16 protein-coding genes and 1 tRNA gene are annotated in these 20,098 nt (G+C 70.0%); 7 read left to right on the top strand and 10 right to left on the bottom strand.

Annotation, left to right across the window (positions count from 1 at the left end):
• Positions 1-55: 55 nt before the first annotated feature.
• On the bottom strand, positions 56-586 hold the full coding sequence (locus QOM21_RS18990; protein WP_407551652.1) for a YbjN domain-containing protein: 531 nt from the start codon (positions 584-586) through the stop codon (positions 56-58).
• 119 nt (positions 587-705) lie between these two features.
• Complete coding sequence (gene clpB / locus QOM21_RS18985) at positions 706-3,351, bottom strand: ATP-dependent chaperone ClpB (protein WP_407551650.1); 2,646 nt, start codon at positions 3,349-3,351, stop codon at positions 706-708.
• 349 nt (positions 3,352-3,700) lie between these two features.
• On the opposite strand from clpB, the gene QOM21_RS18980 reads away from it, so the two are divergent.
• Both QOM21_RS18980 and QOM21_RS18975 read left to right on the top strand, forming a co-directional pair.
• Positions 3,701-4,105, top strand: coding sequence for a pyridoxamine 5'-phosphate oxidase family protein (locus QOM21_RS18980; RefSeq protein ID WP_393893190.1), 405 nt, complete (start codon positions 3,701-3,703; stop codon positions 4,103-4,105).
• A gap of 439 nt (positions 4,106-4,544) precedes the next feature.
• A complete protein-coding gene (locus QOM21_RS18975; RefSeq protein ID WP_407551648.1) occupies positions 4,545-4,949 on the top strand; it encodes a hypothetical protein in 405 nt (134 codons plus the stop codon).
• A gap of 97 nt (positions 4,950-5,046) precedes the next feature.
• Here the strand turns inward: QOM21_RS18975 and QOM21_RS18970 are convergent, their stop codons facing one another.
• Genes QOM21_RS18970 through dnaK form a run of 4 tightly spaced genes read right to left on the bottom strand, consistent with a single transcriptional unit; the run spans position 5,047 to position 9,252 of the window.
• Positions 5,047-5,499, bottom strand: coding sequence for a heat shock protein transcriptional repressor HspR (locus QOM21_RS18970; protein ID WP_407551646.1), 453 nt, complete (start codon positions 5,497-5,499; stop codon positions 5,047-5,049).
• A 1-nt stretch (position 5,500) separates the two neighbouring features.
• The gene (gene dnaJ, locus QOM21_RS18965) at positions 5,501-6,682 is read right to left on the bottom strand and encodes a molecular chaperone DnaJ (protein WP_407551644.1); all 1,182 of its coding nucleotides are present in this window, start codon (positions 6,680-6,682) and stop codon (positions 5,501-5,503) included.
• A 45-nt stretch (positions 6,683-6,727) separates the two neighbouring features.
• Positions 6,728-7,396: a nucleotide exchange factor GrpE gene (gene grpE / locus QOM21_RS18960; RefSeq protein WP_393893186.1), complete on the bottom strand. Its 669-nt coding sequence runs from the start codon at positions 7,394-7,396 to the stop codon at positions 6,728-6,730.
• Positions 7,393-9,252: a molecular chaperone DnaK gene (gene dnaK, locus QOM21_RS18955; protein WP_407551641.1), complete on the bottom strand. Its 1,860-nt coding sequence runs from the start codon at positions 9,250-9,252 to the stop codon at positions 7,393-7,395. Before dnaK ends, grpE begins: the two co-directional genes overlap by 4 nt.
• A gap of 309 nt (positions 9,253-9,561) precedes the next feature.
• Here dnaK and QOM21_RS18950 point away from each other — a divergent pair, with 309 nt between their 5' ends.
• Positions 9,562-11,829, top strand: coding sequence for a heterodisulfide reductase-related iron-sulfur binding cluster (locus tag QOM21_RS18950; RefSeq protein ID WP_407551639.1), 2,268 nt, complete (start codon positions 9,562-9,564; stop codon positions 11,827-11,829).
• 359 nt (positions 11,830-12,188) lie between these two features.
• The gene (locus QOM21_RS18945) at positions 12,189-13,133 is read left to right on the top strand and encodes a Yip1 family protein (protein ID WP_407555720.1); all 945 of its coding nucleotides are present in this window, start codon (positions 12,189-12,191) and stop codon (positions 13,131-13,133) included.
• Between the two features lie 159 nt (positions 13,134-13,292).
• Here the strand turns inward: QOM21_RS18945 and QOM21_RS18940 are convergent, their stop codons facing one another.
• From QOM21_RS18940 to dcd, 3 genes are all read right to left on the bottom strand, one after another.
• A complete protein-coding gene (locus QOM21_RS18940) occupies positions 13,293-14,879 on the bottom strand; it encodes a ricin-type beta-trefoil lectin domain protein (RefSeq protein ID WP_407551637.1) in 1,587 nt (528 codons plus the stop codon).
• Between the two features lie 222 nt (positions 14,880-15,101).
• The gene (locus QOM21_RS18935) at positions 15,102-15,599 is read right to left on the bottom strand and encodes a phosphoribosyltransferase (protein WP_407551636.1); all 498 of its coding nucleotides are present in this window, start codon (positions 15,597-15,599) and stop codon (positions 15,102-15,104) included.
• A gap of 129 nt (positions 15,600-15,728) precedes the next feature.
• Positions 15,729-16,304, bottom strand: a complete 576-nt coding sequence (gene dcd / locus QOM21_RS18930; RefSeq protein WP_393893181.1) for a dCTP deaminase — start codon at positions 16,302-16,304, stop codon at positions 15,729-15,731.
• A gap of 557 nt (positions 16,305-16,861) precedes the next feature.
• Here dcd and QOM21_RS18925 point away from each other — a divergent pair.
• A tRNA-Gly gene (locus QOM21_RS18925) sits at positions 16,862-16,935 on the top strand.
• A 215-nt stretch (positions 16,936-17,150) separates the two neighbouring features.
• On the opposite strand, the gene QOM21_RS18920 is transcribed toward QOM21_RS18925, so the two are convergent.
• A complete protein-coding gene (locus QOM21_RS18920; protein WP_407551634.1) occupies positions 17,151-17,687 on the bottom strand; it encodes a MarR family winged helix-turn-helix transcriptional regulator in 537 nt (178 codons plus the stop codon).
• A 247-nt stretch (positions 17,688-17,934) separates the two neighbouring features.
• On the opposite strand from QOM21_RS18920, the gene QOM21_RS18915 reads away from it, so the two are divergent.
• Together QOM21_RS18915 and QOM21_RS18910 are read left to right on the top strand one after the other, a co-directional pair.
• Positions 17,935-19,005: an alkene reductase gene (locus tag QOM21_RS18915; protein ID WP_407551632.1), complete on the top strand. Its 1,071-nt coding sequence runs from the start codon at positions 17,935-17,937 to the stop codon at positions 19,003-19,005.
• An 85-nt stretch (positions 19,006-19,090) separates the two neighbouring features.
• A complete protein-coding gene (locus QOM21_RS18910; protein WP_407551631.1) occupies positions 19,091-19,996 on the top strand; it encodes an NADP-dependent oxidoreductase in 906 nt (301 codons plus the stop codon).
• Positions 19,997-20,098 lie beyond the last annotated feature (102 nt).

Here is a 20,098-nt window from a genome sequence, read left to right as displayed (position 1 = left end):
GCGGGCCCCCGGAGCCGATGCTCCAGGGGCCCGCGCAGCCGGTTTCCGGTGAGGCTCAGGCCTCGTCGTCACCCGGCTTCTCGTCGCCTTCGATCTCGGCCTCCAGGCCGAGCTGCTCGACGATCCACTTGTCGAACTCGATGGACGCGCGGACCCAGCTGACCGTGCTCGACACGAAGTGTTCGAGCGAGACGCCGACGCCGATCAGCATCGATGCCTCACCGATCAGCCGGACGGTGCCGTCGTCGTGGGTGTGGGTGTAGGCCTTGGGCCACAGGGTCCGACGGTTCCAGTCGTCGATCGCCTCCAGCAGCTTCGACTTGTCGTCGATGCCGTGGGAACGGTCGTAGAACGTACGGACGGAGAAGATCTGCTGCTCCTCCTCGCCCCGGAACATGAAGTACGTGCGGAACTGCTCCCACGGGGCGGCGAGGTCCCCCTCCTCGTCGACCACGTACTTCAGCTCCATCTGGTCGAGGAGCTGCTTGACGAGATCCTGGTCGGGCACGACGGGACCCTCAGGCCCCGACGGCTGCGGTTCGGGTTGGCCCCCGAAATTCGGAATCGAGGACGGGTCGATGCTCACCGTGGAATTCCCTTCGTATGGTCTTTTGCCATCCTCCCCCATCTCCGCCCCGTCCTGGCAAGCCCGGCCCGGACGGGGCACAGCGCGAAGGCATGCGCACGGCGCGGCGCGCCGTGCGGTCAGGCCACCGGCCCGACCGCCTCCACGGAGAGGTGATCGCCGTCGACGTCCACCCGGACCGTGTCCCCGTCCAGCACCTCGCCGGCGAGGATCGCGCGGGCCAGCTGATCGCCGATGGCCGTCTGGACCAGGCGGCGCAGCGGGCGGGCGCCGTAGGACAGGTCCGGCATCGAGGTGCTCGGGGCGTCGATGACGGGTTCCTGGCCGAGCCAGGCGAGCCAGGTCAGGGCCCGGTCGCTGACGTCCAGGGTGAGGCGGCGGTCGGCGAGGCGGCGCTGGAGGTGGTCGATCTGGATACGGGCGATCCGCTGGAGCTGGTCCGTACCGAGCGGGTGGAAGACCACCAGGTCGTCGAGCCGGTTGAGGAACTCCGGCCGGAAGGACGCCCGGACCGTCTCCAGCACCTTCTCCTTCTTCTGCTCCTCCTTCAGCAGCGGGTCCATCAGCACATTCGAGCCGAGGTTGGAGGTCAGGATCAGGATGGTGTTGCGGAAGTCGACCGTGCGGCCCTGGCCGTCGGTGAGCCGCCCGTCGTCGAGGACCTGCAGCAGCACGTCGAAGACCTCGTGGTGCGCCTTCTCCACCTCGTCGAGCAGCACGACGCTGTAGGGGCGGCGCCGGACGGCCTCGGTCAGCTGGCCGCCCTCCTCGTATCCCACGTAGCCGGGCGGCGCGCCCACCAGCCGGGCGACGCTGTGCTTCTCGCCGTACTCGCTCATGTCGATGCGGACCATCGCCCGCTCGTCGTCGAAGAGGAAGTCCGCGAGGGACTTGGCCAGCTCGGTCTTGCCGACGCCGGTGGGCCCCAGGAAGAGGAACGACCCGGTGGGCCGGTCGGGGTCGGCGACCCCGGCCCGCGAGCGCCGTACGGCGTCGGACACGGCGCGGACCGCCTCGTCCTGGCCGATCAGCCGCTTGCCGAGCTCCTCCTCCATCCGCAGCAGCTTCTGCGTCTCGCCTTCGAGGAGGCGGCCCGCGGGAATGCCGGTCCAGGAGCCGACCACATCCGCGATGTCGTCCGGGCCGACCTCCTCCTTGACCATGGAGCTCTTGGCCTCCTTGGTCGCCTCCTGCTCCGCCTCCGCCTCGGCGGCCTCCTCCAGCTCCCGCTCCAGGCCCGGGATCTCGCCGTAGAGCAGCTTGGAGGCGGTGTCGAAGTCACCGTCGCGCTGGGCGCGTTCGGCCTGGCCGCGCAGATCGTCGAGCCGTTCCTTCAGCTCACCGACGCGGTTGAGGCCCTGCTTCTCCTTCTCCCAGCGGGCGGTCAGGCCGCGCAGCTCCTCCTCCTTGTCGGCGAGGTCCTTGCGCAGCTTCTCCAGGCGCTGGACGGATCCGGCGTCGGTCTCGTTCTTGAGGGCCAGCTCCTCCATCTTCAACCGGTCGACGGCGCGCTGGAGTTCATCGATCTCGACGGGCGAGGAGTCGATCTCCATCCGCAGCCGGGACGCGGCCTCGTCGACGAGGTCGATGGCCTTGTCGGGCAGGAAGCGGGAAGTGATGTAGCGGTCGGAGAGGGTGGCTGCGGCGACCAGGGCGGAGTCGGCGATCTGCACCTTGTGGTGCGCCTCGTAGCGGCCCTTGAGGCCGCGCAGGATCGCGACGGTGTCCTCGACGGTGGGCTCGGCGACCAGTACCTGCTGGAAGCGCCGCTCCAGCGCCGCGTCCTTCTCGATCCGCTCGCGGTACTCGTCGAGCGTCGTCGCGCCGACCATCCGCAGCTCACCGCGGGCCAGCATCGGCTTGAGCATGTTGCCCGCGTCCATCGCGCTGTCGCCGCCGGCGCCCGCCCCCACGACGGTGTGCAGCTCGTCGATGAAGGTGATGATCTGGCCGTCGCTGGACTTGATCTCCGCCAGGACGGTCTTCAGCCGCTCCTCGAACTCACCGCGGTACTTCGCGCCCGCCACCATCGCGCCCAGGTCGAGCGCCACCAGCCGCTTGTCGCGCAGCGACTCGGGCACATCGCCCTTGACGATGCGCTGCGCGAGGCCCTCGACGACGGCGGTCTTGCCGACGCCGGGCTCGCCGATCAGCACCGGGTTGTTCTTCGTACGCCGGGAGAGGACCTGCACCACCCGGCGGATCTCCTGGTCCCGCCCGATGACCGGGTCGAGCCTGCCCTCGCGGGCCGCCGCCGTGAAGTCCGTACCGAACTTCTCCAGCGCCTTGTACGTGCCCTCCGGGTCCGCCGTGGTCACCCGCTGCCCGCCTCTCGTCTCTTCGAATGTGGCCAGCAGCTTCTTGGCCGTGGCGCCCTGCTGTGCCAGCAGCTCACCGGTCTTGCCGCCCTTGGCCGCGATGCCGATGAGGAGGTGCTCGGTGGAAACGTACGCGTCTCCGAGCTCCTTGGCGCGCTGCGCGGCGTCCGCGATGACGGCGAGCAGGACGCGGTCCGGCTGCGGCGGCGCGACGGTCGAGCCCTGTGCGCTGGGCAGCGCGCCGAGCTGCCGCTCGGCGCCCGAACGCAGCACCGCGGCGTCGGCCTCGACGGCCGCGAGCAGGTCGGTGATGTTCTCGTTGTCCTGCCCGGCCAGCAGCGCGAGCAGCAGATGAGCGGACGTCATGTCCGCGTGCCCGGCGGCGACCGCCCGGTCGTTGGCGGCGCTCAGCGCCTCCCGGCTCTTGTTCGTCAGCTCGGCGTCCACGTCGGCGCGCTCCTCCTCTTACTCGGCTTACTCGACCTGCTCGGCTTACTGAGCACTACGGGCTGGGGGCCGGTGGGACTCATGGACCACGGCAGCTGTGCGTCCGGCGCCCCGCGCCCGTAGGCCCATTGTGCCAAATCTGCTCACCACAGCATGCGATAAGTTGAGTCTATTCCACTCAAGGCAGAAAAGGCGGCCCCGTCCGCCCCCTTCCACAGTCTCGCGGGCGGGCCGAAGCGCCCCGCACGCAACCTCGTGCCCGACGACCGCCGGACCGCCCGGCCCCTTCTTCCGCTCCCGCCGCCTCCGGCCTCCCCCGCGCCACCGCGCCCGGATTACCCTTCCTCCCATGGCCCACGACCTCGCCGCCCTCAGCCCCGAGTACCTCGCCTTCTGGGGCGAGTACCTCATGCCCACGCTGACCACACTGCGGGCGAACGGCACCCCGCATGTCGTCCCCGTGGGCGTCACCTACGACTCCGGTCAGCGGATCGCGCGGATCATCACGCGCAAGGACAGCACCAAGGTCAAGAACGTCCTCGCCGCCGGCCCCGAGGGCGCAACCGTCGCCGTCTGTCAGGTCGACCGCGGCCGCTGGGCGACGCTGGAGGGCATCGCGCGGGTGCGTACGGACGACGCGTCGGTGGCGGACGCCGTGCGCCGCTACGCCGAGCGCTACGGCCGGACGCCGACGCCGAACCCCGACCGCGTCATGATCGAGATCGCGGTGAACAAGGCCCTCGGCCGCGCCTGAGCCGCGCGAACAGCCGACCCGGCACCTGACCGAAAAGCGCCCCTGCGCCCCCGCCGCCGGCCGTCCACCTGGTACCCAGGACCGGTCGGCTCCGAACAGATCCGCGACCGACTCGGCCCATGGCGATCAGTCGGCATCGCCCGTACCCCTCACACCCCCACTCCGCCCGGGGCGACAACGGGCAGCAGACGGCAGCTGGAGGCCGCATGGCGTCGGCAGCACACCCCACCCCGACCGTTCCCCGCCACCCCGGCCCGGCCCTGCCACGCCCCCGCGCCGAGCTCTGCCCGCGCTGCGGTGGCCAACTCGCCGTCAACCAGGACGGATGGAAGATCTGCCACGCCTGTGGTTACGCCTCGCCGCCCGGCGCCGCCCCTCCACCCCGGGCCCTTCGCGGGGGTATCGTCGCCCCCACACTCGCCACGCCCCGGAGGGCACGATGAACCCGGTCCGAGTGACGGCGATCGCCTGCCTGATGCCGCTGTCCGAGCTGGACGAGGATCCGTTCCTGGTCGATGACCGCACCCAGCACGACATGTGCAAACAGTGGGCGGCCGCCCGTGACTACCGCCTGACCTGCCAGCTCAGCCTGCACCGCCTGCGCGCCGATCACCAGGCCCTGTGGAGCGACGTGAAGGCGGGGCTGGTCGATGTGTTCGTGACCCCCAACCTGCGGGCCCTGGAGAACGCCATCAAGGGCGCCGACGAATTCACCGCCCGCTGCGCCGCGGCCGGGGTCCGCCTGGAGACCGCCGACCTCGACGAGCCGGTCTACACCCTGGCGATGAAGTCGCATGTGCACCGCCGCCTCTCGATGCCGACGGCCGGCTACAACGGCTGCTGACGCCGCCCTCCGCACGCGAAAAAGGGCCGGCTGACCCGGCCCTTTCCCACCAACTCGCGCGAGGTGGCTGCTTGCCGGCCGGAGCCGGAGCGGCCCGTTACTCCGACCGCTTGGGCCGCCACACCACCAGAGCGCCGCTCTGCTGCACATCCTGATACGGCACCAGGTCACGGCGGTAGGACGCGTGCACCGCGGCCTCCCGCTGCTGCATCGCGCTGGCCGCGCCCTCCAGGGCGCCCTGGAGCTCGGCGACCCGCTGCTGCAGGGCCGCGACCTGGTTCTCCAGCTCGATGATGCGCTTGATGCCCGCGAGGTTGATGCCCTCGTCCTGGGACAACTGCTGCACGGTGCGCAGCAGTTCGATGTCCCGGGCCGAGTAGCGGCGGCCCCGCCCGGCCGTACGGTCGGGCGAGACCAGGCCGAGCCGGTCGTACTGCCGCAGGGTCTGCGGATGCAGGCCGGAGAGCTGAGCCGCGACGGAGATGACGTACACCGGCGACTCTTCGGTCAGTTCGTACGGATTACGACGATGTCCGCCCCGGCTGTCCATCTCAAGCTCCCTTCGCGGCCTGGAACAGCTCCGCCCGCGGGTCCTCTCCCGCGGTCGCCTCGCGATACGTCTCCAGCGACTCTCTCGCCTTGTCGCCGAGGTCCTTGGGCACCAGCACCTCGATGGTGACCAGCAGGTCACCCCGGGTGCCGTCCTTGCGGGCCGCTCCCTTGCCGCGGGCCCGCATGGTGCGCCCGTTGGGCGTGCCGGCCGGCAGCTTCAGCGTGACGGGCGGGCCGCCCAGGGTGGGCACCTTCACCTCGCCGCCGAGCGCGGCCTCCGGGAAGGTGACCGGCACCGTGACGGTGAGGTTGTCGCCCTTGCGGCCGAAGACCGGGTGGGCGTCGACGTTCACCACGACATAGAGGTCGCCCGCCGGGCCGCCCTGCTCGCCCGGGGCGCCCTTGCCGCGCAGCCTGATGCGCTGCCCGTTGGAGACGCCCGCGGGGATACGGACCTGCATGGTGCGCGAACTCGTCGCCCGGCCACTGCCCTTGCAGACGTCGCAGGGGTCCTGGGCGATCAGGCCCCGGCCCTTGCAGTCGGCGCACGGGTCGGTGAGCGAGAAACCGCCACCGGCACCCCGGCTGACCTGACCGGTGCCCACACAGGTCGGGCAGACCCGCGGAGTGCCGTGCTTGTCACCGGTGCCCGAACACGCCTTGCAGGGCGCCTGGCTGGACATCCGCAACGGGACCGTGGCCCCGTCGACGGCCTCGGTGAAGCTGAGCGTCACCTCGGACTCGACATCCTGGCCGCGGCGCGGCTGCGTACGCGTCCCGGCGCCGCCACCGCGGTTGAACAGGCCGCCGAAGACATCCCCGAGACCGCCGCCGAAGCCGCCGGCGCCGCCCCCGCTTTGACCCGGCGAGCCCCCGAAGAGGTCGCCCAGGTCGAAGTTGAAGCTGCCGCCGCCCCCGCCGGGGCCGGGCCGGTAGCCGCCGTTGCCGAACAGCGTCCGGGCCTCGTCGTACTCCTTGCGGCGCTTGGGGTCACCGAGGATGTCGTTCGCCTCGGAGATCTCCTTGAAGCGCTCCTCGGCCTTGGCGTCACCCTTGTTGGCGTCCGGGTGGAACTCGCGGGCGAGCTTGCGGTACGCCTTCTTGATCTCCGCCTCGGTCGCGTCCTTCGGGACGCCGAGGACCTTGTAGTAGTCCTTCTCCACGAAGTCCTTGGTGCTCATCCCCGACGTCCCTCCTTCCGCGCGGTTTTCTTTCCTGTCCTCACGTCAGCCCTCTTCCGGGCCACCGTTCTCCTCGTCCGAAGCCTTGGTGTCCTCTTCGGAGGCGGACTTGGTGGTCTGCGTGCCCGGCTGCGGCTCGGCGACGGCGACCCGCGCGGGGCGGATCGTTCGCTCACCGATGCGATACCCGGGCTGCAGGATCGCCACGCACGTCGTCTCGGTGACGTCGGGCGCGTAGGAGTGCATCAGCGCTTCGTGAATCGTCGGGTCGAAGGGCTCACCCTCCTTGCCGAACTGCTGCAGACCCAGCTTGGCGACCGCGGTCTCCAGCGACTCGGCCACCGACTTGAAGCCGCCGACCAGTTCGCCGTGCTCGCGGGCGCGGCCGACGTCGTCGAGGGTGGGAAGGAGCTCGGACAGGAGGTTCGCCGCGGCGATCTCCTTGACCGTGATCCGGTCCCGCTCCACCCGACGGCGGTAGTTCTGGTACTCCGCCTGGAGCCGCTGGAGGTCCGCCGTGCGCTCGTTGAGCGCCGTACGCACCTGGTCCAGCTGCGCCGTGAGAGCTGTCACCTGGTTGTCGTCCCCGGCCGGGGCCGAGCCCGCCGTTTCGGCGGACTCGGCACTCTGCGCCGTGTCGTCAGGGTTTCCTGCGGACTCGGTGTCGGAGGGGACGTCGGGCTTCTCGTCGAAGCCCGGGGTCTCCTCCGTCACGCGGCACCATCCTTCTTCGGCTTCTCGTCGTCCACGATCTCCGCGTCCACGACGTCATCGGCGCCGTCCGCCGACTGGGCCTGCTCGCCACCGGGGGCCGCGCCCTCGGCGCCACCCGCGGCCTGGGTGTCGGCGTACATGGCCTGGCCCAGCTTCTGGGAGACGGCCGCGACCTTCTCCGTGGCGGTGCGGATCTCGGCCGTGTCCTCGCCCTTGAGCTTTTCCTTCAGCTCGGTGACGGCTTCCTCGACCTCGGTCTTGATCTCGCCGGGGACCTTCTCCTCGTTGTCCTTGAGGAACTTCTCGGTCTGGTAGACGAGCTGCTCGGCCTGGTTGCGGGTCTCCGCGGCCTCGCGGCGCTTGGTGTCCTCGTCCGCGTACTGCTCCGCCTCCTGGCGCATGCGGTCGACCTCGTCCTTCGGCAGCGAGGAGCCGCCGGTGACGGTCATCTTCTGCTCCTTGCCCGTGCCCAGGTCCTTCGCGGTCACGTGCATGATGCCGTTGGCGTCGATGTCGAAGGAGACCTCGATCTGCGGGACACCGCGCGGGGCCGGCGGCAGGCCCGTCAGCTCGAACATCCCGAGCTTCTTGTTGTACGCCGCGATCTCGCGCTCGCCCTGGTAGACCTGGATCTGCACGGACGGCTGGTTGTCCTCGGCGGTGGTGAAGATCTCGGACCGCTTGGTCGGGATCGTCGTGTTCCGCTCGATGAGCTTGGTCATGATGCCGCCCTTGGTCTCGATACCGAGGGACAGCGGGGTGACGTCCAGCAGGAGGACGTCCTTGACCTCACCCTTGAGGACACCGGCCTGGAGGGTGGCGCCGATGGCGACGACCTCGTCCGGGTTGACACCCTTGTTGGCGTCCTTGCCGCCGGTCAGCTCCTTGACGAGCTCGGCGACGGCCGGCATACGGGTCGAGCCACCGACCAGGACCACGTGGTCGATCTCGGACAGCTGGATGCCGGCGTCCTTGATGACGTTGTGGAACGGGGTCTTGCAGCGGTCCAGGAGGTCCGAGGTGAGCTGCTGGAACTGCGAGCGCGTGAGCTTCTCGTCCAGGTGCAGCGGGCCCTCGGCGGAGGCGGTGATGTAGGGAAGGTTGATCGTCGTCTCGGTGGAGGACGACAGCTCGATCTTCGCCTTCTCGGCGGCCTCGCGCAGACGCTGCAGCGCCATCTTGTCCTTGGCCAGGTCGACGCCGTGGCCGTTCTGGAACTGCTTGACCAGGTAGTCGACGACGCGCTGGTCCCAGTCGTCACCACCGAGGTGGTTGTCACCGTTGGTGGCCTTCACCTCGACGACGCCGTCGCCGATCTCCAGCAGCGAGACGTCGAAGGTGCCGCCACCGAGGTCGAAGACCAGGATGGTCTGGTCGTCCTTCTCCAGGCCGTACGCCAGGGCGGCCGCGGTGGGCTCGTTGACGATACGCAGGACGTTGAGGCCCGCGATCTCGCCGGCCTCCTTGGTGGCCTGGCGCTCGGAGTCGTTGAAGTAGGCCGGGACGGTGATGACCGCGTCCACGACCTTCTCGCCCAGGTACGACTCGGCGTCACGCTTGAGCTTCTGCAGGATGAAGGCGCTCATCTGCTGCGGGTTGAAGCCCTTGTCGTCGATGTCGATCTTCCAGTCGGTGCCCATGTGGCGCTTGACCGACCGGATGGTCCTGTCGACGTTCGTGACCGCCTGGCGCTTGGCGACCTCGCCGACCAGCACCTCGCCGTTCTTGGCGAAGGCGACAACGGACGGCGTGGTCCTGGCGCCCTCGGCGTTGGTGATGACGGTGGGCTCACCGCCTTCGAGAACACTGACGACGGAGTTCGTCGTGCCCAGGTCGATGCCGACCGCACGTGCCATTTCAATTCCTCCAGCTGACTTGAGTGGAACAGGCTCAAGCGTGCAACACCGAAGGAAACCTGTCAACAGACCTGAGTCAGGCGCGCTCAACTTTTATGTCGCGCTTATCGTCACCGACCCTCAGTGAGGCCGTCCCGCCCCCTCGCGGGACCCACAGAGGGTTGCCTTGCGCGACGCAGATCACCGGCCGGGCGGCTTCATGGCGCCGGGGATACTGGGTAACCTCAGCCGCAGACTCAAAAAGTTACCGCTTAGTAGTTCCGCTCAGCTGTCTCTGTTTTCCGCTCTCGCAGGTTCGAGGAGCCCCCAATGCAACTCGCCGCGATCATCGTGTCGCTGGTCCTAATCGCGGTCGGCGTCGCGCTGTTCGGCCGTGCCATCCTGCAGATCTACAACTTCGTACGGCTAGGCCAGTCCGTACCGGCAGGCACCCGCACGGACGAGCCCGTGCAGCGCACCGTCACGGTCGCCAAGGAGTTCCTCGGCCACACCCGGATGAACCGCTGGGGCATCGTCGGCGTGGCGCACTGGTTCGTCGCCGTGGGCTTCTTCTCGCTGCTGCTGACCATCGTCAACGCCATCGGCCAGCTCTTCAAAGCCGACTGGCTGCTGCCCGTCATCGGCGAGTGGACGCCCTACAACGTCTTCGTCGAGTTCATCGGCACGATGACGGTCGTCGGCATCCTCGTCCTGATCGCCATCCGGCAGCTGAACAGGCCGGGCGGCGCCGGCCGCAAGTCCCGCTTCGCCGGCTCCAACGTCGGCCAGGCGTACTTCGTCGAGGCGGTCATCCTCATCGTCGGCGTGTGCATCTTCATGCTGCACGCGCTGGAGGGCGCCCAGCACCACCTGGACGGCTACGAGGCGTCGTTCTTCATCTCCTACCCGGTGATCTCGTGGCTGGAGGGCATGGACGTCTCGACGCTCCAGAACCTCACCTACTTCTTCGCCGGCCTGAAGATCGCGACGTCCTTCATCTGGATGATCACGGTCGCGCTGAAGACGGACATGGGCGTCGCCTGGCACCGCTTCCTGGCCTTCCCCAACATCTGGTTCAAGCGCGAGGCCGACGGCGACGTCGCGCTGGGCGCGCTGCAGCCGATGACCAGCGCGGGCAAGCCGATCGACTTCGAGGACCCGGGCGAGGACGACCAGTTCGGCGTCTCGCAGGTCGAGCACTTCTCCTGGAAGGGCATCCTCGACTTCTCCACCTGTACCGAGTGCGGCCGCTGCCAGTCGCAGTGCCCCGCCTGGAACACCGGCAAGCCGCTGTCGCCCAAGCTGCTGATCATGGCACTGCGCGACCACACGCACGCCAAGGCGCCGTACCTCCTGGCGGGCGGCGGCAAGGACGAGGAGGGCAACGAGAAGGCGAGCGCCGAGCAGCTCGCCGACGTGCCCGCCGCCGCCCTCGCCGAGGCCGAGCGCCCGCTGATCGGGACGCTGGAGGAGAACGGCGTCATCGACCCCGACGTGCTGTGGTCCTGCACCACCTGCGGCGCGTGCGTCGAGCAGTGCCCCGTCGACATCGAGCACATCGACCACATCGTCGACATGCGCCGCTACCAGGTCATGATCGAGTCCAGCTTCCCCAGCGAGGCCGGCACGATGCTCAAGAACCTGGAGAAGAAGGGCAACCCCTGGGGCCTGGCCAAGAAGCAGCGCCTGGCGTGGACCAAGGAGGTGGACTTCGAGATTCCGGTCGTCGGCCAGGACGTCGAGGACCTCACCGAGGTCGAGTACCTCTACTGGGTCGGCTGCGCCGGCGCCCTGGAGGACCGCGCCAAGAAGACCACCAAGGCCTTCGCGGAACTGCTGCACATCGCGGGCGTCAACTTCGCGATCATGGGCGGCGACGAGAAGTGCACCGGTGACTCGCCGCGCCGCCTGGGCAACGAGTTCCTCTTCCAGCAGCTCGGCGCGGAGAACGTCGCCACGCTGAACGCGGCCTTCGGCGAGGACGACGAGGACGAGACGACCAAGAAGCCGAAGTCGTCGAAGAAGATCGTCGCGACCTGCCCGCACTGCTTCAACACCATCGCGAACGAGTACCCGCAGCTGGGCGGCGAGTACGAGGTCATCCACCACACCCAGCTGCTGCAGCACCTCGTCGACGAGGGCAAGCTCACCCCCGTCAACCCGGTCGAGGGTCTGATCACCTACCACGACCCCTGCTACCTGGGCCGCCACAACAAGGTCTACACACCGCCGCGCGAGATCATCGCCAAGGTGCCGGGCCTGCGCAACGAGGAGATGCACCGCCACAAGGAGCGCGGCTTCTGCTGCGGCGCCGGCGGCGCGCGGATGTGGATGGAGGAGCGGATCGGCAAGCGCATCAACAACGAGCGCGTCGACGAAGCCCTCTCCCTCGACCCCGACATCGTCTCCACCGCCTGCCCCTTCTGCCTGGTCATGCTCACCGACTCCGTCAACGGCAAGAAGAACGACGGCAAGGCGAAGGAATCGGTCCAGGTCGTCGACGTCGCCCAGCTGCTGCTGGACTCCGTCAAGACCCCCGTGGACCCGGCGGGCGAAGCCGAGATCGAGGACGCGCCCGAGCCCGAGCCGGTGAAGTAACGGCCCACGCTCAACACCACGGCCGGTCCCGCACAGCGCGGGGCCGGCCGTCGGCGTTTTACCGAAGCACCTGTCAACTCAGCATCGGGGGAGGGCAGTTCCGCGTACCTCTCCGCCCTGGCGCCCTGCGCACCACCGAGGACGGCAACGCACATGCGGCCCTGCCGATGCCGACGCCCCCGTCCCGCCCGCGCGCACCCGGGCCACACCGGCCCTGACCGGCTCCGACTGCGCCCCCGCGCCCCTCGGGGAGCCCCTTAGGGGATGTCACAGGTCAGCAGCAAACCCCCGCCCAGTGCCCGGCTCCGCCACCGAAGCCACCCAGACCAGGTACTTTCGATGACGTGGCTGGATTCAGGATGGGTCGCGGACGGGATGCCCGCGCCGCGCAGGACGGACAGCAGCAGGGGCAGCAGATGCCGTACGGGCAGCAAGGGCCGTACGGGCAGCAGCCCCCGCCTCCGCACGGGCAGTGGCAGCAGACGCCGCAGCCGCAGCAGCACTACGGGGGCCGGCCGCAGACGCAGCCGCAGAGCCGCCCGCAGGCGCAGCACGGCGAGCCCGAGTACTTCGGGGACGGCTACCCACCACAGCAGCCGTCCGCGCCGTACACCAACGACAACAACCCGGGCCACACACAGCAGTTCAGCGTCGGGGAGGCGCCCGACGCCTACGGCCCGCAGGGCGGCTACGACGGCGGCCAGGACGGGCAGTACGCCGACGGCGGCGTCTACCGCGCCGGCCAGACGACGGCACCGACCGGCCCCCGGCTGCACTGGAAGCAGCTCCTCTCCGGCATGGTGCTGCGCCCCTCGGCCACGTTCTGGCAGATGCGTGACCACTCGGTGTGGGCCCCGGCCCTGATCGTCAGCTTCGTCTACGGCCTGCTCGCGGTCTTCGGCTTCGACAAGGCCCGCGAGGACGTGCTGAACGCCACCCTCTCCAACAGCATCCCGTGGGTGCTGATGACCGGCGTGATGTTCGTCATCGGCAGCCTGATCCTGGGCACGGTCACCCACACCCTGGCGCGCCAGCTCGGCGGCGACGGCGCCTGGGCGCCGACCATCGGCCTGTCGATGCTGATCATGACGGTCTCCGACGCGCCCCGGCTGCTCTTCGCGATGTTCCTCGGCGGCGACAGCACCCTGGTCCAGGTTCTGGGCTGGCTGACCTGGCTGGCGACCGGCTTCCTGCTGACCACCATGGTCAACAAGTCGCACGACCTGCCCTGGCCCAAGGCACTGGGCGCCTCCGCGATCCAGCTGGTCGCCCTGCTGGCCCTGGTGAAGCTCGGCACCCTGTAGCCGTCCCCACCGACCGGCCGTACGACGAAGGGCCCCGCTCCGACCTGCGAGCGGGGCCCTTCGCCATGCCACGGCGCTCATCCGGGGCGGAGGCCGCCGGCGCCCCCGGCCGGGCCACCGGCGACCGCACCACCCCTCGGACGAACCGCTACGCCTGCGTCAGACGAACCGCTGCGCCGCCGAACCGTCGCACGCCCGCAGCCGCAGCGGATCCTTCGCCGCGTCCAGCGTCAGGCACAGCGAAGGCGCTCCGGCCGGCCGGAGCGTGTCGCCGGCCGCCCGGACGAACTGCTGATGGGCCGCGCCCGAGCAGTTCCACAGCACCAGTGCCGCCCCCGGCTCGTAGCGCCCGCCCGGCACGTCCAGGCACCGGTCGTGCGTCAGCTCCACGTGCACCGACCGCTGCTGCGGGTCCAGCCACCAGCTCTGATGGCGCTCCCCGTTGCAGTCCCAGCCGACGACCGCCGTGCCGTTGCGGCTGGCGCCGCCGGTCGCGTCCACGCAGCTGCCCGTCCCGGCGTTCTTCAGCGGCCGGTACATGTCGTCCCACGCCCCCGCGAAGAGCTTCGGCTGCCCGGTGCTCGCCGGGTCGGCGCAGGACGCCTCGCGCAGCCCCGACGTGTAGAGCTGCGTCAGGCACGACGCGAAGGCGCCGTGGCCGCGCGCGTTGGGGTGGAAGGACTGGCGCACCGAGTTCGAGTCGGGCGGGAACGGGTTGGTGATGTCCACGTACAGCCCGCGCGCCCAGGTCTCCTCCATGCACACCTCGTGGCCGTGGAAGAGCCGGGAGGCGTCGAGGTAGGTGGCGCCGGTGTCCCGCGCGGCCTTCCGCATGCCCTTCTCGAAGCCCGGCACGGCGCTGTTGCGTCCCCAGCCCGCGTCGGAGGTGTAGCCCGTGCACCCGCCCGGCAGCTTCCCCGGGTAGGACGGGTTGTCCTCCACGTCCGGCCCGATGGGGCTGGGGTACGACATCACCACGAGCCGGTAGTCGCCGTCCGCGTACCCCGCGTCCCGCATCACCGTCCGCAGATCGCCGACCGTCTGCTCGACCTTGGGCACCAGCCCGTCGACCCGGGCCTGCCACCCGGGCCGGTACTTCGTCTCGCAGGTGCCCTGGAGCAGGAACCAGCGGGTGACGCAGTCCGTCATCACCGGGCCGAACTGCAGGTCGTCGTTGGCCCCTGCCACCAGCAGGACCATCTTCAGCCGGGTGTTGCGGGCCGCGATGGCCAGGCTGTCGCTCTGCACCAGTTCATCGGCGTACTGCTTGCTGCCGCCGATCCGGATATTGCCGCTGTAGGCGCCCGAGCAGGCCGCGTTGTACGTCACATCGGCCGCGATCCCGGTCCGGTGGATGGCCGCGTCCGGCGACCGGTGGCACCAGTTGTCGGGCCCGTTCGTCCCCGGCTCGTACGTCCCGACGCCCTCGCCGGAGATCTCGCTGTCACCCAGCGAGATCAACGAGGTCTTGCGCTCGCCGACCGGCCGCTCGGCCGGATCGCCGTAGAGCTTCGCCGCCTGCTGCGCCCGCACCTTCTCCAGCTCGGGCGGCAGCGGCTTCGCGGCCACCGCCGTGCCCGCCCCGGCGGCGGCCGGGACCGCGGCGGCGGATCCGGCGCCGCCCACCGCCCCGGTGAACGCCACCGTCAAGGCCGCCACCGCGGCCACCAGCCCCGGCCGCGACCGTCGCCCCCTCCGCCGCCACCGCCGCGCACCTGCCGGCCACTCACGTCTCGCACGCACCATTGGGCCTCCCCTCCGGTCTGCTGTTACCGCCGGTTTCTACTCGGAGGTAGCCACCGGCGGAACACCCGGAACGGGATTGGCCGAAAGGCGCGCAAGAAGACGGGCCCGTCCGCCAACTCGCTTACGCGAAAGGGTTACTGATGCCCCATCAGTCCATCGGTCAACACAGCGACGGACGGCGGGGAGGCGGGCGCCCCACACCCCCCGCGGCCGGGCAGCGGCTCAGGCGTCCAGCACCTGGTTCTCCCGGCGCACGACCGGCGGCTCGACGCTCCACGGGAAGTTGATCCAGTCGTCCGTGCGCTTCCACACGTACTCGCACTTCACCAGCGAATGCGGCTTCTCGTATATGACCGCGCTGCGTACCTCGGCGACCGTCCCCTGGCAGAAGTCGTGCACCAGCTTCAGCGTCTTGCCGGTGTCCGCGACGTCATCCGCGATCAGCACCTTCTTCTGCGAGAAGTCGACCACGTTCGGGACCGGCGCGAGCATCACCGGCATCTCCAGCGTCGTACCGACGCCGGTGTAGAACTCCACATTCACCAGGTGGATGTTCTTGCAGTCCAGGGCGTACGCCAGACCGCCGGCGACGAAGACGCCGCCCCGGGCGATCGACAGCACGACGTCGGGCTCGTACCCGTCGTCCGCGATCGTCTGCGCCAGCTCGCGGATCGCACCGCCGAAGCGCTCGTACGTCAGGTTCTCCCGCACGTCACTCACGTATCTCTCTCAGACCTTCGCTGTCCACACGCCACCTATCGGCGCTTCCCCACACCTGCTCGTACTCATCGGACCCATGACCGCGGAGCACTCCTCGGGCTCTCCGGTCCGCCGGGTCCGCCGCATCCGTCAGACCTGCGTACGGTGAAAGTTCATGAAGGACCGGGACGGCGTCGGGCCGCGCTGCCCCTGGTAGCGGGAGCCGTAGTGCGCGGAGCCGTAGGAGTGCTCGGCCGGCGAGGTCAGCCGGAACATGCACAGCTGACCGATCTTCATCCCCGGCCACAGCTTTATCGGCAGCGTCGCGACATTGCTCAGCTCCAGCGTCACGTGCCCGCTGAATCCCGGGTCGATGAACCCGGCGGTGGAGTGCGTCAGCAGTCCCAGCCGCCCCAGCGAGCTCTTGCCCTCCAGCCGGGAGGCCAGATCGTCCGGCAGCGTGATGACCTCGTACGTCGAGGCGAGCACGAACTCACCGGGGTGGAGGATGAACGCCTCGTCACCCTCCGGCACCACCTCGCGGGTCAGGTCCAGCTGCTCCACCGCGGGATCGATGTGCGGGTAGCGGTGGTTCTCGAACACCCGGAAATAGCGGTCGAGCCGCACATCGATGCTGGACGGCTGCACCATCGACTCGTCGTAGGGGTCGATGCGCACCCGACCTGCATCGATCTCGGCCCGGATGTCCTTGTCTGAGAGAAGCACGCAGATGAGGATACGCGTCCGGGCCGCCCCCACCGCACGGCGAGGGCCCGGCCCCACCAGGGGGACCGGGCCCTCACTCACAGCCTTCGCTCGCTACCGCCTGCTACCGCTGCGCTCACTACCGCTTGGCGTGCTCCACGGGCACCGAATGCCGCAGGCGCGCACAGCGCGGGCAGCGCAACAACCGTCCGGGACCGAGCCGGTCGGTGGTCTGCATGGGGAACGAAGCGGTGCTGAACACATGCCCCTCGGCACAACGTACGACGGTGCGCTCCATCAGGTCCCTCTCCCAACTGCGTGGACAACAAAAGCCACATTAGGGGATGAACTGGGCGCCACTCCACGCGGCACTCCGCGGCCCCACGGTACGCCCCAACTCCCTTACCTCACACCCGCATCCCACCCCGCGAGCCCCGGCGACCACACCCGCCTCAACACCGGCCGCACACCGGCCTCAACGCCCGCCCCCACACCCTTCGGACACGCCAAATACACCGCAGAACGGCTATGGGGTAGAGTGTGCGACGATGCTCCGCCCTCCATCGGAGGCGGCTCGCGCGGGTGTAGTTTAATGGTAGAACATGAGCTTCCCAAGCTCAGAGCGCGGGTTCGATTCCCGTCACCCGCTCCATAGTTGAGGCCCAGGTCAACGACCTGGGCCTTGTTTCGTCCGGGGCTCTTGGTGGTCGATGCGCCGCTCTTGGAGAGGGTGCCGCGGGAGACGCCGGTCGCGCTGCGGATGGCCGTTGATGGGTGGTCAATCCCCATTTCGCGTATCCCCCTTTGCCGACGGCCTAGCGCCTTGAGCGCCTTGAGCGCCTTGAGCGCCTTGCAGGCGTCGAGGTACTAGTCCCCCTCCCCGGCGGCTCTGTCGGGGTCGGCGGCGGCCTGGACGAGGTTTTGTTCCAGGCGTTCGAGGGTGTGCAGGGCGGCGGTTCGCTCGTCGGGGGAGAGGCCCGCGGTGGAGAGGTCCTCCAGGTGGGTCCAGACCTGTTCGACCTCGCGGCGCAGGGCATGGCTGGCCGCCGTGGGTTCGATGAGTGAGGCGCGCTTGTCGGTGGGCGAGGGGCGGCGGCGGACGAAGCCGGCCTGCTCCAGGCGCCGGACGGTGCGGGTCATGGTGGCGGCGTCGGAGTCCATCAGCCGCACCAGGTCGGCCTGCCGCTGGGGGCCCAGCTCCCAGAGATGCATCATCACCAGCTCTTGGCCCGGATGCAGGCCGATCCGGCGCAGCAGCTGTCCGGCGAACATGCGGTGCAGGCGGGCCAGGCGGAAGATCGCGTGACTGACCGGCCCGCCGCCGGCCGCGGCCGGCACCGGAACGGTGACCTCCTGCCCCGCCTCCGCGGGACCCTTCCCGGTTTCCGGCGTGGACTGCGTCATCGAATCTCACTTTCCTGCTTGGGCAGCCTAAGCCTACCTTCCGATGCAACAGCTGGCGGCACCTGCGCCGGCACCAGGGCGCGTAGGGGCTGATGGCGACCTGTTGCGTGCTTCACAGGGGAAGGCGGGAATGGATTCGGGGTGGTTGCCTGTTCGGACAGGTGATTTACTTGTTCAGGCAGGCAACTGCTGGTGCGGGCTCGTGAGCGCCCGGCCGCGGAGCACCACCGACCCGGAGGACAGACCCATGACCACTGCATTCGATCCGATCGCCCTGGGCGGCACGCGCCTGGCGAACCGCCTCGTGATGGCGCCGATGACCCGTAGCCGCGCCCACGGTCCCGGCGCCGAGCCGACCGAGCTGATGGCGACGTACTACGCGCAGCGCGCCGCCGCCGGGCTGATCGTCACGGAGGGCATCCAGCCCTCGCCGGTCGGCCAGGGCTACCCCGACACCCCCGGCCTGCACACGCCCGGGCAGGTGCGGGCATGGCGGACGGTGACCGACGCCGTGCACCGCGAGGGCGGCGCGATCTTCGCGCAGCTGATGCACACCGGCCGGATCGGGCACCCGAGCCTGCTGCCCGACGGGCTGGTGCCGGTGGGGCCGTCGGCGGTGACCGCCGAGGGGCGGGTCTTCACCCATGAGGGGCCGAAGGAGTTCGTGACGCCGAAGGAGCTGAGCGAGGCGGAGATCCGGCAGACCGTCGCCGACTTCGCCGACGCGGCCCGCAACGCGGTCGCGGCCGGGTTCGACGGCGTGGAGCTGCACGGCGCCAACGGCTACCTGATCCACCAGTTCCTCGCGCCCAACACCAACCACCGCACCGACGGCTGGGGCGGCACCACCGAGGGCCGGATCCGCTTCGCCGTCGAGGTCGTCACCGCCGTGGCCGAGGCGATCGGCGGCGACCGGGTGGGCCTGCGGATCTCGCCCGGGAACCAGTTCAACGACATCTCCGAGGACGCCCCGGACGAGATCTACCTCGCCCTGCTGGACCGGCTCGCCGGCCTGGACCTCGCCTACCTGCACCTGATGGAAGGGCCGAACCGCGATCTGACCCCGCGCCTGCGCAAGAGCTGGCCCGGCACGTTCGTCCTCAACCCCTTCACCTACCCCGACGCCACCGGCCCCGACGCGCTGGGTCTGATCGAGGACGGGAGCGCGGACATGGTGGCTTACGGAGCGCTGTTCCTGGCCAACCCCGACCTGCCCCGGCGCCTCGCCTCCGGCGGTCCGTTCAACGACCCCGACAAGGCCACCTTCTACGGCGGCGACCACCGCGGCTACACCGACTACCCCACCCTCACCGCCTGAGCGGCGACGACTCCGCCGAGGCAACCGCACCGTGAGTCACCGCGCGTGCGGTCCCTCCCCCCTCGCCCCAACCCGGGAGTTTCCGATGTCCAAAGCGATCACCTTCTCCGACTACGGCGCGCCCGAGGTGCTGCGGCCGTCCGAGGTCACCCCGCCGGAGCCCGCGCCGGGCCAGGTCCGGATCCGGGTGCGGGCCGCCTCCGTGAATCCCCTCGACCTCAAGATCCGGTCCGGTCTGATGGCGAAGGCCGCCCCGGCGCGCTTCCCCGTGATTCCCGGTCTGGACGCGGCCGGTGTCGTCGATGCCGTCGGCGAGGGAGCCGGTGCGGCTGTGGGGGACGAGGTCCTCGGTGCCGTCGTCGGCGGCAGCTACGCCGAGTACGCCCTGTTGGAGCGGCCGGTGGCCAGGCCCCGGACCCTGCCGTGGGAGGTCGCCGCGTCGCTGGTCACGGTCGGCGAGACCGCGTCCCGTGTCCTGCGGCAACTGGGTGCGCAGGCCGGGCAGACCCTGCTCGTCCACGGCGCCGCGGGCAGTGTGGGCACCATCGCGGTACAACTGGCCGTCGCACGCGGCATCACCGTCGTCGGGACCGTCGGCGAGCACGACGTCGAGCGCCTCACCGCGCGGGGCGCCACCGCGGTCCGTTACGGCGACGGCTGGGCGGAGCGGGTGAAGGCCGCGGCCCCTAAGGGGGTCGACCTCGTCCTCGACGCCTCCGGTGCCGGCGTCCTCGCCGACTCCGTCGCCCTGACCGGCGACAGCGCGCGCGTGATCACCATCGCCGACATGTCCGCCGCCGAGCACGGTGTGCGCTTCAGCGCCGGAAGCGCCGACCCTGCCGAGGACTCCCTGCCGCAGTTGGTGCGACTGGCCGCGGCCGGTGAACTCGACGTGCCGGTGTGGCGTACGTACCCGCTCGACCAGGCCGCCACCGCCCACCGGGACATCGAGGCCCGCCGCAACAAGGGCAAGGCCGTTCTCCTGCCCTGAACCTCCCTGCCGCCGCCTCGCCGGCTGAACCGGCGAGGCGGCCCGGCCCACCCCCGTACCGCTGACGGCCGATGCGGATCTCACCGCCGCCCCAACTCCGCT

The organism is Streptomyces sp. Pv4-95, assembly GCF_045782725.1.
Lineage (GTDB): Bacteria > Actinomycetota > Actinomycetes > Streptomycetales > Streptomycetaceae > Streptomyces.
This window is presented reverse-complemented; position numbering and strand designations above follow the sequence as displayed.